The 15177-nt window shown below is 50.9% G+C and carries 14 protein-coding genes and 1 pseudogene; 8 read left to right on the top strand and 7 right to left on the bottom strand.

The genetic code is table 11. From position 1 onward, the window contains the following. Positions 1-32 precede the first annotated feature (32 nt). Entirely contained in the window at positions 33-155 is a 123-nt protein-coding gene (locus IQ260_RS31385; RefSeq protein WP_265579497.1) for a hypothetical protein, read from the top strand. 36 nt (positions 156-191) lie between these two features. On the opposite strand, the gene IQ260_RS02500 is transcribed toward IQ260_RS31385, so the two are convergent. Beyond that, positions 192-755: a Uma2 family endonuclease gene (locus tag IQ260_RS02500; protein WP_193990549.1), complete on the bottom strand. Its 564-nt coding sequence runs from the start codon at positions 753-755 to the stop codon at positions 192-194. A 214-nt stretch (positions 756-969) separates the two neighbouring features. Between IQ260_RS02500 and IQ260_RS02495 the strand changes: the two genes are divergently transcribed. From IQ260_RS02495 to IQ260_RS02485, 3 genes are all read left to right on the top strand, one after another. After that, positions 970-1221, top strand: coding sequence for a TA system antitoxin ParD family protein (locus IQ260_RS02495; RefSeq protein ID WP_193990547.1), 252 nt, complete (start codon positions 970-972; stop codon positions 1219-1221). A gap of 5 nt (positions 1222-1226) precedes the next feature. Then, positions 1227-1529 (top strand): type II toxin-antitoxin system RelE/ParE family toxin, encoded by a 303-nt coding sequence (locus IQ260_RS02490; protein WP_193990545.1) that lies wholly within the window; start codon positions 1227-1229, stop codon positions 1527-1529. A 419-nt stretch (positions 1530-1948) separates the two neighbouring features. Continuing rightward, entirely contained in the window at positions 1949-2191 is a 243-nt protein-coding gene (locus IQ260_RS02485) for a hypothetical protein (RefSeq protein WP_193990543.1), read from the top strand. A gap of 193 nt (positions 2192-2384) precedes the next feature. On the opposite strand, the gene IQ260_RS02480 is transcribed toward IQ260_RS02485, so the two are convergent. Both IQ260_RS02480 and hemL read right to left on the bottom strand, forming a co-directional pair. Then, positions 2385-3140, bottom strand: a complete 756-nt coding sequence (locus IQ260_RS02480; protein ID WP_193990541.1) for a HEAT repeat domain-containing protein — start codon at positions 3138-3140, stop codon at positions 2385-2387. 124 nt (positions 3141-3264) lie between these two features. Continuing rightward, a complete protein-coding gene (hemL, locus tag IQ260_RS02475; RefSeq protein ID WP_193990539.1) occupies positions 3265-4566 on the bottom strand; it encodes a glutamate-1-semialdehyde 2,1-aminomutase in 1302 nt (433 codons plus the stop codon). A 219-nt stretch (positions 4567-4785) separates the two neighbouring features. Between hemL and hisIE the strand changes: the two genes are divergently transcribed. The 3 genes from hisIE (at position 4786) to IQ260_RS02460 (ending at position 7791) form a co-directional block, all read left to right on the top strand. Next, the gene (gene hisIE / locus IQ260_RS02470) at positions 4786-5427 is read left to right on the top strand and encodes a bifunctional phosphoribosyl-AMP cyclohydrolase/phosphoribosyl-ATP diphosphatase HisIE (RefSeq protein ID WP_193990537.1); all 642 of its coding nucleotides are present in this window, start codon (positions 4786-4788) and stop codon (positions 5425-5427) included. A 92-nt stretch (positions 5428-5519) separates the two neighbouring features. Next, complete coding sequence (locus IQ260_RS02465) at positions 5520-6692, top strand: DNA double-strand break repair nuclease NurA (protein ID WP_193990536.1); 1173 nt, start codon at positions 5520-5522, stop codon at positions 6690-6692. A 358-nt stretch (positions 6693-7050) separates the two neighbouring features. After that, complete coding sequence (locus IQ260_RS02460) at positions 7051-7791, top strand: phycobilisome rod-core linker polypeptide (RefSeq protein WP_193990534.1); 741 nt, start codon at positions 7051-7053, stop codon at positions 7789-7791. A 98-nt stretch (positions 7792-7889) separates the two neighbouring features. Here the strand turns inward: IQ260_RS02460 and IQ260_RS02455 are convergent, their stop codons facing one another. Both IQ260_RS02455 and IQ260_RS02450 read right to left on the bottom strand, forming a co-directional pair. Further along, positions 7890-9716: a DUF3685 domain-containing protein gene (locus tag IQ260_RS02455; protein WP_193990532.1), complete on the bottom strand. Its 1827-nt coding sequence runs from the start codon at positions 9714-9716 to the stop codon at positions 7890-7892. Between the two features lie 81 nt (positions 9717-9797). Beyond that, positions 9798-11636: a hypothetical protein gene (locus tag IQ260_RS02450; protein ID WP_193990530.1), complete on the bottom strand. Its 1839-nt coding sequence runs from the start codon at positions 11634-11636 to the stop codon at positions 9798-9800. Positions 11637-11943: 307 nt separating this feature from the next. On the opposite strand from IQ260_RS02450, the gene IQ260_RS02445 reads away from it, so the two are divergent. Continuing rightward, positions 11944-12534: a DUF29 domain-containing protein gene (locus IQ260_RS02445; RefSeq protein ID WP_322744880.1), complete on the top strand. Its 591-nt coding sequence runs from the start codon at positions 11944-11946 to the stop codon at positions 12532-12534. Positions 12535-12577: 43 nt separating this feature from the next. Here IQ260_RS02445 and IQ260_RS30820 read toward each other — a convergent pair whose 3' ends face one another. Both IQ260_RS30820 and IQ260_RS02435 read right to left on the bottom strand, forming a co-directional pair. Further along, complete coding sequence (locus tag IQ260_RS30820) at positions 12578-14230, bottom strand: tetratricopeptide repeat protein (RefSeq protein WP_228015417.1); 1653 nt, start codon at positions 14228-14230, stop codon at positions 12578-12580. A gap of 88 nt (positions 14231-14318) precedes the next feature. Next, positions 14319-15177, bottom strand: a pseudogene (locus IQ260_RS02435) (ATP-binding protein); the annotation flags it as partial.

Below are 15177 nucleotides of genomic sequence, written 5' to 3'. Positions count from 1 at the left end.
ATCAATTGTACTGGGTGCCCAGAAAATGACATTTGGCAGTTTTATCGTGCCTTGAGATCGCACCAGCCCCCGACGAAAATTGGTACTTCGCCACCATCACCCATCAAGAAATAGTCGGCCAGTATCCCTATGTGCGCTGGGCCATCGGGGACTAGAATCGGGGCGCTATGCTACCCCAATCTGCTCAAGCCTTATTCCAGTAGCCAAGCAAACAATTCTTTGATCGTAAGCTGTAGCTCACTGGCAAACGCTGGTACAGGAACGACTTCATCTGGCTCATCCAATACTTCAGGTTCCTGCTTTGAACGATAGACAAACACCGTTTGTTCATCGGGGTCAATTAACCAGCCCGCTTCGGTGCCGTGCTGCAGACAGTGCAAAATATTCTTCGTTACTTTTGTTTGGCTTTGGTCAGGAGACAGGATTTCAATGGTCCAATCTGGCGCAGCAGAAAATGTGTTGGCGACCTCCCCATTCTCGTCACGAGGAATGCGGTTCCAAAGAAAAACTGCAATATCAGGAACAGTCGAACGACCACCAAAGGTGCAGCGTAACTCAGGAAATGCGCGAGCAATACGCTTAGATTTAACTACCCCATTGATAGCGGGTACAAGCTCTCCTTGAATAACGCTATGTTTTCCTTGGGGCATCGGCTTTTGGATAATTTGGCCGTCAATATATTCACTTGCAGGTTTTGTTTCTGGAAGCTGTAAAAACTCTGCCAGGGTCAGTGTTTTGGATAGTGCTTGTACCATTTGGGTTTCCCTATCTGCCTGCCAGATCAGAAGCTAATCACTATTTTATCTAGAAACTGAATGAGGCGTGATTCTGCCCTGGGGAGCGCCACAACTACTTGAGCCTAAAAACCAACTGGATAAGTAAGCACAGAATTTGTCTTTGGTGCGACAATAGGTTGCAAAAAGCAACAAAATGACGCATATTGGTGGTGTATTCAATAGGAAAAGCACCATGGCCACAAGCGTAAGGCTAGATGATGCCTTTGTCGCGACAGCAAAAGCCCATGCAAAAGCTGAGTCGCGGAGTGTTCCGAAGCAGATTGAGTACTGGGCTACAATTGGTCGCATTGCATCAGAAAATCCTGATCTCCCCTTCAGCTTTATCCAAGGCGTTCTTTTAGCGAAGGCCGAAGTTGACAGCGGACTTGCCAAGCCGTACAAGCGTAGAACCGCACGAACGGCGACGACAACTATTGGCGAGTAGTCAACATGGATGTGTATCTATCATCGCGGTTTGATAAAGCACTAGACAAGCTCAGCGAAGATGATCTTGTTCTGGTTGAAGATCAGATCGACTTTATTGTTGAACATCCAAACTGTGGCGTGCTAAAGAAAGGCGATCTTTCTTATCTGCGCGTCCATAAATTCAAACTAAGTGGCGATGAGATCTTGCTTGGCTACAGCTGGCTGGAAGAACGTGTTGAGTTGTACTTGTTAGATTTGGGGCCTCACGAAAACTTCTACCGTGACATGCGGAGGCGTCGCAAAAGCGATATCACGTTTATGGCTTAGGGAGCTGGGATTGAGTTCGGGGTTATGTTTGTCTGAAAAGTATTCTTATCCGACTGGGCAACCCTGCGTTTATTGGAGTCGTCGTAATTGACTGGGTTATTTTTGGCTTGACGTGAGAAATACTTAGCGGTAACTTAGTTCTCACGCCCTGCGGGGCCAACACTACAAAGCTCAATATTTGGCACCAGCGGCAGGTGTTGTCACCACCTAACCGCTGATTGACCCCCGACTGAATTAGGCAGTCCGAGGCTTGGGATACTTTATCTCATTGCTACCCCGGTTTGCATCACATTATCGGGGTAGCTAAATTTGAGCTTTGGTTTCTTACCTGAGCGCGTTCAAGGTGCAGTTTGCGGTTTGCCGCAGATTGTCCTGAGCGTGGCGATGGTTAACAACTCAACGTTTGGAGACCAAAGCTTATGTTTATTGAAAAAACTGATGGCGCGGGGACATCTGCGCCTGGAACTGACCTGCTGCCTGATTATCAGCATGAGACGGTTCGCCATATGGTATTTGGCGGTCTAATGGGGGTACGGCTGATTATTCAGGATTTGCACCAAAGGCGATACGCTGAGCCTAATGACTGGAGTAAGCCGATTTCTACTGGACGGCCCAATGAGGTGATGATGATTTTGACTAAGCGGGTTGCGATCGCACCCTAACTCGCTTATCCGGTCAATTACCCACATTTGTATTGGTGACCAAGTGGGCAAAGCTCCAACCTTTGATGGTGCGTTCTCAGATCTACTGGTGAGATATGGGAGTTGCCGTCGGGAACGCACCCTACAAGACTAAGAAAACGCTCCCAGGTGGGGCTATAGATAGAAGGAGCCAGGCGTAAGTGCCCTATCGAATCTAGAAATCCTCTTGTTCTATTTCTTCAATCACCTGTAGTCCTCTGGGATCGCCCAAGTTCAGAATGGCCGCGCGGGCATCGTCTCTGACACCTAAATCCTCATCATCTGCAAAGGTTTCGATCAGGGCATCAATGGCGGTGGCGTAGACCACGTTATAGGGCAGATCCTGACATAGCTCACCAATGGACCAGGCACAGTTACTCCGCACAATGGCGATGGGGTCGTTGCGCATGGTTTCCACCAAGGCTGGAATTGCTTTGAGAATGGCCTCAAAGCTGATTTTTCCCATTTGGCCCAGGGCGCTGGCAGCCCACAGTCGTACCACCGACATATCAGTTTTAATAGCATTGACCAACGGCACCACTGCTTTCTCATTTTGGCAGTTACCCAAAGCCCAAACCACAGCTTTGCGCACATAGCCGTGGGAATCATTGGTGAGCTGAGCGATCAGTGCATCCACTGCTGTCTCGCTAGGGTTGCGCCCCAAGGCATAGGCGGCATTGACGCGGACCAAGGGGCTGTCGTCCTCTAGCAGTTCAATTAGCCGAGGAATAGCGCGGGGCTCTTGAATTTTATAAAACGCACGGGCTGCCAGCATACGCTGCTGCAGATTATCTGATAGCAGTCGCGGCAACATTTGGTCAGGATTATACCGGGGCGTGTCGTCCTCTAAGGGGATGTCGTCTAAAGGATCGATGGGGGCCTCTAAACCTACCTCGGTGTCTAAAACCTTAAGCGCATCAATATCGTCCATGACTTGAAATAGGGTTAGCAGCCCGTGCGGATGGAATAAAACACGGGTAAACGGTTTGTATCAACCATTAAACCCGTGTTTATTGAGAAATCAAAATGTAAGGCCAGCGCTAGGCCCTTGGGCGCTAGATAGCGGCCATGACTGTGCGGGCAGCGGCCAGCGTATTGGCAATGTCGTCATCGGTGTGGGCCAGGGATGTAAATCCGGCCTCAAACTGAGACGGTGCCAGGTAGACACCTTGCTCCAACATGCCTCGATGGAAGCGGCTAAACTTTTCTAGATCCGACTTTTTGGCATCGTCATAGTTATGGACAGGTCCCTCGGTGAAGAACATGCCAAACATGGCGCTGATATTGCCACCGCAAACAGCGTGGCCATTTTCACGGGCAATTTCTAGCAAACCGGTAATCAGTTTGTTGGTTTTAGCCTCAAGCTGCTCATAGGTGCCGGAACGACCTAAGATTTCCAGGGTCTTGATACCTGCAGTCATGGCCAGGGGATTACCTGACAGTGTACCGGCCTGGTAGACAGGACCTGCAGGCGCAATCATTTCCATAATTTCACGACGACCGCCGTAGGCTCCGACCGGCAGACCCCCGCCGATGATTTTACCTAGGGTAGTGAGGTCAGGGGTAACGCCCAGCTTTTCTTGTACACCGCCATAGGCAATGCGGAAACCGGTCATGACTTCGTCAAACACTAGCAGTGCCCCATTCTCTTGCGTGATTTCCCGCAGTCCTTCCAAGAAACCAGCATCGGGGGTGACAAAGCCAGAGTTACCAACAATGGGTTCTAGAATAACGCCGGAAATCTCATCGGGATTTTGCTCAAATAGGGCCTTAACTGCCTCTAAATCGTTATAGGGAGCTGTTAGCGTGGCTGCAGTTGTACTCTTGGGCACACCGGGGGAGTCGGGCAGACCTAGAGTAGCGACGCCAGAGCCTGCTTTGACCAGGAACATGTCCGCATGGCCGTGGTAGCAGCCTTCGAATTTGATTACTTTGTCGCGCCCGGTAAACGCCCGCATTAGACGTAGTACCGCCATACAGGCTTCGGTACCGGAGTTGACAAAGCGGACCATCTCAATGCTGGGGACAGCGGCAATCACCATCTCAGCCAAAACATTTTCGAGATAGCAAGGCGCGCCAAAGCTGGTGCCTTTTTGTAGCGCTTCGACTAGGGCGGCGTTGACGTGCTCATTGGCATGACCGCAAATAGCAGGTCCCCAAGTACCGACATAGTCAATGTACTCGTTACCGTCAACGTCCCAGATATGGGAGCCCTTAACGCGGTCAAATACGATAGGTTGGCCGCCAACGGACTTAAACGCACGTACAGGAGAGCTAACGCCTCCGGGCATCAAGTCTTGGGCAGCCGCAAAAATCTCATCTGATTTTGTCGTTTTTAATGATGTGGTGGTAACCAACGGGCTCTCCTTATGGTTCAAGTCGGTGTCTAGGGGTGACAGCTCCTGTAGCTGCCGTTTGTGTGAGACGAATGTGTGAGACGAAGATTGCAGTGTTCTCAATCCTAGCGTTTGTGCTTACATCGATTGCAATTATGTTAAGGAATGTAGCAGTGTGGGGAAAGCCCGCAAACTGAGACAATGGGGCTGCACTGAGCCGACGCTGATTTAATACGGAACATGAGTACCCCGCTTTCTTTTGTAGGCGCTATTCCCACAGACGATATTTGCTACAACGAGCAGGGGCTGGTACCTGCGATCGCACAGGACTATCTCGATGGCACGGTGCTGATGATGGCCTGGATGAACCAGGAATCGTTGCAGAAAACCTTGGAAACTGGTGATGTGTGGTACTGGAGCCGTTCTCGCCAGGAACTCTGGCACAAGGGAGCCACCTCGGGCCATCTGCAAAAGCTCAAGGCGATTCGCTACGACTGCGACAGCGATGCCCTGTTGCTGTCCATTGAGCAGGTGGGTGATATTGCCTGTCATACGGGGGAGCGCAGCTGTTTTCACCAGGTGGATGGTGGGATTACAGCGCCGACGGCGGATACGTTATCCCAGGTGTATGGGGAGATTTGCGATCGCAAAGCCAACCCTAAACCTGACTCTTATACCAATAAGCTCTTTGATGGCGGCGACAATAAAATCCTCAAAAAAATTGGCGAAGAATCCGCTGAAGTGGTCATGGCCTGTAAAGATGACGACCCTGACGACATTGCTGGGGAAGTGGCGGATCTGCTGTATCACACCCTGGTGGCCCTGGCCCACCACAATGTGGATATCAAAGATGTCTATCGAAAGCTACAATCTCGGCGATGAATGTTTTTGATGGTGGGCAGTGCCCACCCTACCAACGACATAAACCCATGGCACAATAGCAGTACAAATGCTCTGCTCTGTCCATTTTGCCCATGGCGATCAAACCCTCTCAAATCCAGGCAATCTTGCAATCCAAACGCAGGGACTTTCGTACATTTGAAAGTAATAATCAGTCAGGATTAGACACCTATCAGGCCGCCTGGCAAGACCTCTGTAAAACACCGATAGAAAAGCTGCAGAATTGGCTAAGTGCCCATCCAAGTAATGTGGGAGCGCGGCTGCTAGATCCGCACCTAAGTGAGCTAGCCGATCGGGGCATCTGTCGCAGCAACCTGCAATGGGGCAGTCGTGAACACAGTCTGCAGTGGGTGAATGAACACCTCAGCGGGGTGACTACGTTTGCGGTGGACGGCTCTCAGATTTTTCCGAGTAAGGATTTATCGCTGCCTATTGCGCTGGTACAGGTGGGCTGGTTTGAAAATCCCCACACACCGGATGCTGAGTATATTAAGGATATTGAGCTGGATGTAATGACCCCTCGCGATCTGCAGGCGGCTGACTCGGCTCAGCCCTTGGAGCGATTAGTTAATATCCGACGGTTCCAGATGGAAACCGATCGGCTGGTCAGCTACATCGAGCAGGTGAGCGATCCAGAGCACTGTCTTGTCTTTTTTGATGGCTCCTTAGTGGCCACCTTTGCCGATGCCTATGAGGATGAGGCGAAACGTGCCTATGTCAAAGCGCTGTTGAAGTTGCTGCGGGCAAGTGAACATCACCGGGTGCCGCTGGTGGGCTATGTGGATACCAGCTATGCCCATGATTTAACGACGCTCTTAGAGTTATTTATCGGTGTGGAGGGTATGCCTGCAGTGCACGATGCCCAGATGCTCAATCGGTTTATGAAGTGGGGGGACTGTACGCTGGTTTTTCAGTGCGATCGCACCGGCATCCTCGATCAATATAAAGAACAGTCCGACCGGGTCACCTTTACCTATCTCAAAACTAACCAAGGCTACCCGGCCCGCGTTGAAATGCCGCGCTGGATGCATGAAGCTGGCATCACCGATCGGGTTCTCAACTGGGTCAGGGCCGAAACCATTGTGGGCGGCGGTTACCCTTATGCCATTGAAACCGCCGATCAAACCGCTGTTCTACAAACCAACGATCGCCAGGTCTTTTTCCGCATTCTTCAAGACTGGGCCAGTCGCGAAGAACTACCGCTATGCTGGTCGCGCAAAATGATGAGCAAAATCCGTCGTCGCTGAGCGTAACGGAATATTAAGCATTCTCAGATTCGTAACTAACGTCACCCAGATACTGCGAACAGCTCTTTAGTCGCAAGCCACATAAGTATTTTTACTCAGCCTCAATAGACATAGGCTCTACAGCTGAATCAAAAGCCCATCAACCATTCATGGACTATATCTATGGTTAATTAGAAAACCATTTACTTTTATTTTGTTTGATTGAGTTTCCGTACAGATGTTTCTGGCCGTTCACGCTATATCCCTAGGATTAGACACTAACGGAGGACGAGAACTCCTTATATAGCTGCAGGGCAGTCGTTATGATTGCCCTGCAGTTTTTCCCTGGCACCGTTTTAGCAAAAGGATTTGAATTTCAATGACGCTTCCCTTGTTAAGCTATCCTTCGAATTGCCAAAATCAACGTGTAAATGGCTTTGAAGTGGCCGGTGATGAACAGCCTCGCATTTTTTCTACGACGATATCGCCTGATTCACAGGCAGTAGAAAACCTGATTCGGGCTGCCTATCGTCGCATTTTTAATGAGCAGCAGATGTTAGTCTCTCATCGCGATCGCTTTTTAGAATCCCAGCTCCGCAGCTCTCAGATAACGGTTCGTGACTTCATTCGCAGTTTGCTACTGTCTGACTCCTTTAGACGTCTCAACTACGAATGCAGCAATAACTATCGCTTTGTAGACATGTGTGTTCAGCGGGTGCTGGGCCGCCAGGTATATGATCAGCGTGAAACCTTGGCCTGGTCAATTGTGCTCGCCACTGAAGGCATCCAAGGCTTTGTGGATGCCCTGCTCAACAGCGATGAATACATGAACAACTATGGTGAGGATACCGTGCCCTACCAGCGGCGACGGATTTTGCCTCAGCAAGCTATGGGAGAGGTCCCGTTTGAGCGCATGCCTCGCTACGGTAGCGATCACCTAGAGAAACTCACAGCTTTGGGAAATGATTTCTCTGCTACCGGTGGTGAGAGCGGCTACTATGGCCTACCTCCAGCTCAGTTGAGCAAGATTGGTGCGGCGATTACGGTCGCAGGTGCTGTTCTTCTCTCCGGTGGCTTAATTGTGGTCATCCTATCTTGGTTTGGCTGGTTCAAGATTTAGAAACAGAACCGTCATGCTGATACTTCTCTATTAGCATGACGCCTTACAAATCTGGGCCATTCAATTTGCACCAAGTTAGTAGGACTAGTGCCATGGCCCTACTCCCATTCATTAAATGTGGGTGGTGCCTGGCGTTGTCTAGACCGCCGAGTATCCTGCCAGGCACTGCCAACGCCTTGCAAAATGCCACGACCGACTAGGCCAATGCCGCGACCGACGACCTCGGTGAGCACATACACCACACTGCTGCCCACCAAAGAAATCAGAGCACGAACCCGTGGGCTAAGGGCATCGCGGGTTTCCAATAGCAGAGTCATGGCCCAGGGCAGCCCCGATAGACGGTCGAGTTCGGCCCGTCGCGGCGCATAGATGGGCGTGAGCATAATGCCACGCGGCCCCAGGGTATATAGACGATACTGGCTCTCAAAAATGGCTGTGGGTTCGTTGACCAATCGATCCCAGCGGTAGCGCCAGGACAGGTCGTTGCGGAAGCGCTCAATATCGCGAGTGGAAATAATCCGGCGGCTGTATAAACCTTTTTTAATCACTTCCACATCGGCCAAGCGATTAAGTAGAGGCTGCATGACCGCATTGCCCACATTGATCAGCAGATTTTCTAGAAGCTGTTCGCTCTGGGCCAACGCTTCGGGGGTGGGGGCGATGTAGCTGTTTCCCTCCACTACCATGGCATCGTGAAACAGCCAGTGGGCCAGGAGTTCGGGCAGCAGTGGGATGTGTTTAAGAATTTCGCGCTCAACGGTGTCTTTTTCTTGGTAGAGCACCGCCACAAGTTCTTGCTCCACGCCGTTTAGGGGCACCGTGTAGTACCGACCAAAAAACTCTTCAATGGTGGCGACCCACAAATCGCGCAGGATTTGAGGCGCTTTATCCCGCAGCTGTCCAGGCTGGGGAGCTGACTGCCGCAGGTCGTCTAACAAATCTTCAAACCGACGCAGAATGATAAATAGCAATTCTCGTTTTTTATCGAGGCGCAGAATATCAATCTCGATGGGTTCTGACGTTGTGTTTTCTAAATCGGTCTGGAGTTTGGTAAAGACAGCTTCAAATACCCGATTTTGGACATCACCGCTGCGCAGATCGAGAGGAGCAGCGGCAGCAGGGGTAATGGCCGCTGCCCCCACCGAGCGTGGGACAGAGGCGCGTGGAGCTGACAGACCTGTCGGTGTATTAGACGCTTGCCAACGGGGGGGAGCATTCTTTTTGACCCAGGTGGCATCTGGGTATTTGCGGGTGGCCCATAGCTGTCGGGTAAACCAGCGCGCGGCCTTAAGCTCTCGCTGTTGACCGGCTAAAACTTGGCGTTCTAGCCAGGATAGACGGGGCTGACGCAGCGCAGTGGTGGTTTTGGCCAGCTGTTTTTCAATGTGGTCTAGTCCTGACAGTCGCATACTGAGGCGCATTGCAGTCAGGGGGCCAGGAATTTGAGGGGGAAGCTTGGGCTGTTTTTTAGCAGGTTTGCTCGCGGCAGCTACGGTGCGGATCAGCTGGGCTAGTTCACGCACAGGCATACTGCGAGTCCCATAGCCATCGGCTCCGACCTGACGGGCAGCCGCCTCAAGCACAGGTTCACTGCGGGCACTCAGGATCAGGACCGGCAGTTTGGGAAAGTCGGTTTTGATGGATTTACACAGCTGGAGTCCGGAGCTGCTGGCCGGTTCGCCGCTAGCGCCCAGTCCCAAATCAACAATGACGAGGTTAATGGGTGGTTGTCCCCGCAGGGTGGGGTCGGTAAAGGCATTGGCCTGGGTGCGATCGCACTTCCCAATAATGGCCATGGCCTCAGCGGCATCGGCAGCCTCAGCGGCAATCTGAAATCCGGGCAGCTGTTCCAGCCAGACCCGTAATCCCAACCTAAAGGTGGGGTCTTCATCCACCAGCATTAATTGCAAGGGACGTTCACTCATGCCGCTTGATCCATCTCACCGTTCTAGTAGTATCCCCTACTAGTTTCCGTTTGCGGTGCCAATGATGGTACTTAACAGCACTTAATCGTCGTAACCATCGTCTTCGTAGAACTCGTCGTCTTCGTAATAGGTATCCTCTGCCGGTTCCTGCAGCGATTGGATATAGGCCCGTTCTGCATCCCAAATGGTAATGGCGTTGCGTGCTTCACGGTATAGAGCCCGACCGGAGGCAATGCGGGCAGCGGTTGCGATCGCATCTGACAATCGACCTTGATAGGCCAGTTCCTCCGCCTCATTCAAAATGGGCCGGTCTTCTGCAATCTGAATCCGATTTGTCCACTCCTTAATCGAGGTTTGGGCCTGACTGTGGAGAGCCCGCCCCGGCTGAATCTTACGCGCCTCTTTAATGGCATTCTGCAGCTTACCCTGGCTGGCCAGTTCCAGCGCCTTGCTATACAGCGGCTGGTCCTCTAAAACCTGGATCTGCTTAGACCACTGAGCAATCTTGGTTTGGGCATCAATCCGCAGGGCTCGACCCGTTTGAATTTTTTTCGCTTCGGCAATTGCTGTCTGCAAACTTGCTTTGTCCCCATTGTCAGCCAGCTGCTGAGCCCGAGCCAAAAAGGGCCGATCCTCAATCCGTTCAATTTCCTTAGACCAGTGGGCGATGAGCGTTTGAGCCTGCTGCCGTTGGGGCCGATCCGCTCCCACTTCCTGGGCTTGAAGGATGGCTATTTCTAATGATGCCTTTTGATTGAGCCGGGCCGTGAGGGTGGCCCCGTAGAGCTGTTGCAGATCGTTAAGCTGATTTTGCCACAGGGCTAATTTAGTCTGGGCCTCTTGATAAAAAACACTGTCGCTGCCAATGCGCTGGATGGCCTGAATCGCATCCGTCAAATTGAGGATCTCCCCATAGGCAGGCTCCCAGTCCTGACGGAACGTCGCTAGGCGCTGAGCATGGGCAAACTGCACCAAATCCTCAGCTTCCGGTTCTGTCGCCAGATCCACCGGCACCTGTTGAATAATGGCAATAGCTCCGTCTAAATCTTCCTGCTCCCATTTTTGAAAGCCATAGTTCAACAAAGACCCAGCCCACTCGGCCACCAGGGGTTTAGCCTCAGGCCAGGCGTGACTTTGCACGTCGATCTGTCGGACTAGAGTGAGCGCTTCTGCCAGACTATCCATTTTGCCAGTACCGGCCAGGGTTTGTGCTTGGAGCAGGTGACGCCGAGCATCTTCTTCGCTTTGAATATGCTGTCCTAAATAGTTATGGCGCTCCTTGAGCCAATAATCACTGGTGAGGCGCTTCATCGTGCGTAGTTGCTTACGCGCACCGCTCCAGTTTTGGTTACTGACATCCTCAGTGACAGCGGTGGAAATCTCTGCTCCTTTGTCCCACTCCTGCTGCCATCGCTCTAACGAAGTCTGAGCATCGTTATAGATCTCGGCACGCGCCGGAATATAGCCTAAGAGCTGAGATGCCCGCTCCAAATTCCCCGTTTGCATCCGCTGCTGGGCCAGCTTAAACAATCCCTTGGACCACCGATTGGTCACGTCTTCAGAATCTTGATAAAGCGGGTGGGTATCATCCCAAGCGGCAATTAGCTGGACCCCCGCGACTAAATCTTGTTCGGCCCCTGACACGGCGGCTTGTTTGGCACAGTAGAGTCGTTCGCTATCGGCGCTAAAGGCGGAGATGCGATCGCAATTTGGCAAGGGCGGCAGGCGAGTAATAAACACCACGGCCCAGATACCCAGAGCGCTTGACGCGGCCAAAAATAACAGCCATAGTCCAGACCAAAACCAGGCCTGTCCGCCTTTTGGCTTCGTGATCCTAGGCTCTAAGAGAGCCCGCTCATCCCCCTCTGCCTCCATGGGAGATGGGCTAAACTGATGCGGGTCGGTGGGCGTAGCTGTCATTTCGGCAGTGTCCAAAAATTAGAGGCTGTTAGCGTCTGGGTAGCCCCAAAGCCATTGAGAAAATTCCCAATAATGCACATACTTCAACCTACGTGTCTCAACGCAGGCTATCGGGTGGGCAAATATCTTACTTGGCCTAATGTATTCAAGCTCACCTTTAAAGAAGCATGTGGGCTAGTCCGTTTTCAGGACCCTTTCTCCACCAAAGTATTGACTGGGTTGGGAAAGCTTTGAATAACTAAACCAAAAAATTTGCTGTCATTGTAGAGGCAATTGACCGAGTTAGGCAGGTTTTTGATAAAAACCTTTGCTGAAAGAGAATATTCGGAGGCTAAAAGCTCAGCAGACTAAAAAATCGGTGTTGCTGATCCTCTCTAGCTACATAATTAAGATTAGACACAAAGTCATTGGCAATGGGCTCAAGATGACGGCTGAAATTTCCCTCAGACAAACATCACTGTATGAAACGGATTACCAGCTGTGGTTGGAACAGACCGTGGTGGATTTGCGATCGCAAAACTTCCACAACCTAGACTTAGAAAACCTGATAGAGGAAATCGAAAGCTTGGGCAAACGAGATAAACGGGCTATTGCCAGCTACCTCAGACGCTTATTGGAGCATCTCCTAAAAATTAAACACTGGCAAACCGAGCGTCAAACATGCTTCAGAGGATGGGATTTAGAAGTTAGCAACTTTCGTTTAAACATTGCCGCCCTGCTCAAAGACAGCCCTAGTCTTAAAAATCACCTAAGTGAAAGTTTTGTATCTGAGTACAAAAGCGCTCGCAAACTATTTCTAAAAGCCAGTGAGCTAGACGCAGCAATAGTACCCCAGGAACCTAAATTCACCCTAAGCGAAGTTCTTAATGAAGATTGGCTACCCTGGCGACCGGAGTAAGGCGTGACTGCCAACAAAAATAAGGCAAATGCGGCTTACTGAGCTAAGAAGAGCTTTCTTGTCCTATTTGTAGTTCCTTCAGCAGCGCCTGGGTCAGCGGATGGTTAGATAGCTGGTCGGTCTTACCGGTTGCGATCGCCTTCTCAAGCAACCTTCGAAAGTTATTTTTATCTTTTTCAATATATGGATGGTCTGATGGGAAAGCTTTTTCATCGATTTGAATTGCACGTAGGAAAAGGGGTTCCGCTTCGCCATAGCGCCCTATCGACTCGTACAGCGCTGCCAAATTATTCAGACTCTCCGCTGTATCGGAATGATCAGCGCCAAGATGCAATTCTCGGATTTTGAGCGATCTCAGATATAACGGTTCTGCTTCGCTGTATCTGCCCATATAGTAGTACAGTGCTGCTAAGTTATTCAGACTCCTCGCCATCTCAGGGTGATCTGCTCCTAGCTGCGATTCTATAATTTCGAGCGATCTCACATACAACGTTTCCGCTTCGCCATAGCGCCCCATCGATTCGTACAGCAAAGCCAAATTATTCAGACTCGTCGCAGTCAAAGGATGATCTATTCCCAACTGCGATTCTTTGATTCTGAGCGATCTCAGATATAGCGGTTCTGCTTCGCTATAGCGCCCCATCGACTCGTACAGCAAAGCCAAATTATTCAGACTCATCGCCGTATCAGGATGATTGGCCCCCAGCTCCGACTCATAGATTTCGAGCGATCTCAGATACAGTGATTCCGCTTCGCCATAACGTCCAATACGCTTATATAGCAATGCCAAGTTGTTCAAGCTCGCTGCGGTATCGAGATGGTAAACTCCCAGCTGTAATTCATTGATCTCTAAAGAGCGCTGATATAGCGATTCAGCCTTAGAGTAGTTTCCCATCAACTCATATGAGCAAGCTAACTTACCGAGGCTCATTGCCACATCAACATGTTCAGCGCCTAGCCGTGCTTCCCCCAATTTCACCGCTTGCTTATAAGCACCTACCGCGTCTTCATAGCGCACCGCTGTTCTGTAAGCAGCTCCCAAATCCATATACAAACTGGTCAGTAAAGGGGATTCGGGATCCTGTGCTTCCAGTTCAGCAATTTGCTTTGCGATATCGGCGGGATTTGCCTTGGTGCTGTCTGGTTTGTCTTCTAAGCCGCTAAGAGTCTTCGCCACTGGCCTATCAGCCAACGTCCAGGCAATCGGCTTTGAAAATTCAAACACTCCTCCACGCCAGCTCCAAAAGTCCGGGGCAGCCTGGGCTAGCTGCCCAGCAATCTGCGGCGTCAGCCATAGCACCACCGGCACCTGAAACTGTCGCAAAGCTTCCCGAGTCCACTGCAGCGAAAAAAACAGCTTTTCCTGGGACGATTTTTCGTCCTGCCGTAGCCGTACTCCTAATAGCTCATCGGCCCCTAGCACGGTCACCACAGCATTCTCGTTACCCAGCTCAGGTTCCTGCCTGGCTAAATCAAACAAGCACTGCTTCAAACTGTATTGCTGCTGGTCAAGCTTTATCCGATAGCAGTGGGTACCTTTGCCTGTCAGCTCAGTTTCGTACTTTTCGATTAGCTCATTCCGATGCTTCCAATTGTCAGACAGCGCCATCAGCAGGCTCAGCTTGCCGTAGCTGGCTTCAATGGCAAGCACCAGCTTCCGAAAATTACGCCTGTTATCTGCTGATTCTTCTGTCATGCATCTAATCTTTCGTAAATGTCCCCTTCGACTCCGCTCAGGGGACGTTGGCTGAGCGGAGCCGAAGCCAACGGTGCAATGCCCCACCTTACCCTGCGACTAACTGCTTCTGTTTTAGCAGCTCCACCACAATTGGATGCACGTCATACCAAATCGAATCATTTTCGTATTCCAGCACCATTAGCCCATGGAGCAGCCGCATAAATTCTTCACCCCGAGCATCGGGCGTTTCAGCCGTTTCATAAACCGTTGCCATCAGCTGGTACAGGTCGCTACCAATCTGCCGAGCAAAGTCATTGCGCAGGTTGCGTAGGGCAATAGTCAGCACCTCCTGGTTAATAGTCACGGTGTCATCGTCAGCTTCAATATCGAGCTGCACCATACATTCCAGACAACACTCACGCGCCAGCCGCACAATCTCCCGCACCACGCCACCACTCATCAGCACGAGCTGCCGAGCGATTTCGGGTTCTAATAATCCTTTGGGAATTCGTTTATTGAGCAGTTCGACAAAGGTGTCTAGATATTTAGCATCGGGTTCAACTCCAGAAGTGTGACGATTTTCTTTGCCAAAAAATTTGGCCACGGGAAACAGTCGCGGTCGCACGATGCCTTCTGACTGCAGTGCGCTGACAACTTTTGTCTCCCTAATGGCGGCTATCGGCACCGTAAAGACGATGCGAAAACCCGGCGAAAACAAGGATTTGATGTTGTTACGAAAGATGGCCTCAGCCAGGGGTAAATCCAGCTTGTCCAAATCGTCAATGATGACTAGAACAGGTTGCTTCTTGGCAATTTGAATAGCAGCGGCAATTCGGTCACATTTCTGCACCAAATCAGAAATTTTCTTGTCGAATGTAGTTTCTAGCTCATACCGAAAGACCTGTTCTCGCTGCAGACTCAGATTCACTACCTGCAATACTTCCGTACTCAGCTTGATATCACCT

It is taken from the genome of Leptolyngbya cf. ectocarpi LEGE 11479 (genome assembly GCF_015207065.1).
GTDB classification, from domain to species: Bacteria; Cyanobacteriota; Cyanobacteriia; order Phormidesmidales; family Phormidesmidaceae; genus Leptothoe; species Leptothoe ectocarpi.
The sequence above is the reverse complement of the archived record's forward strand: the minus strand, read 5'-3'. Positions and strand labels throughout refer to the sequence as shown.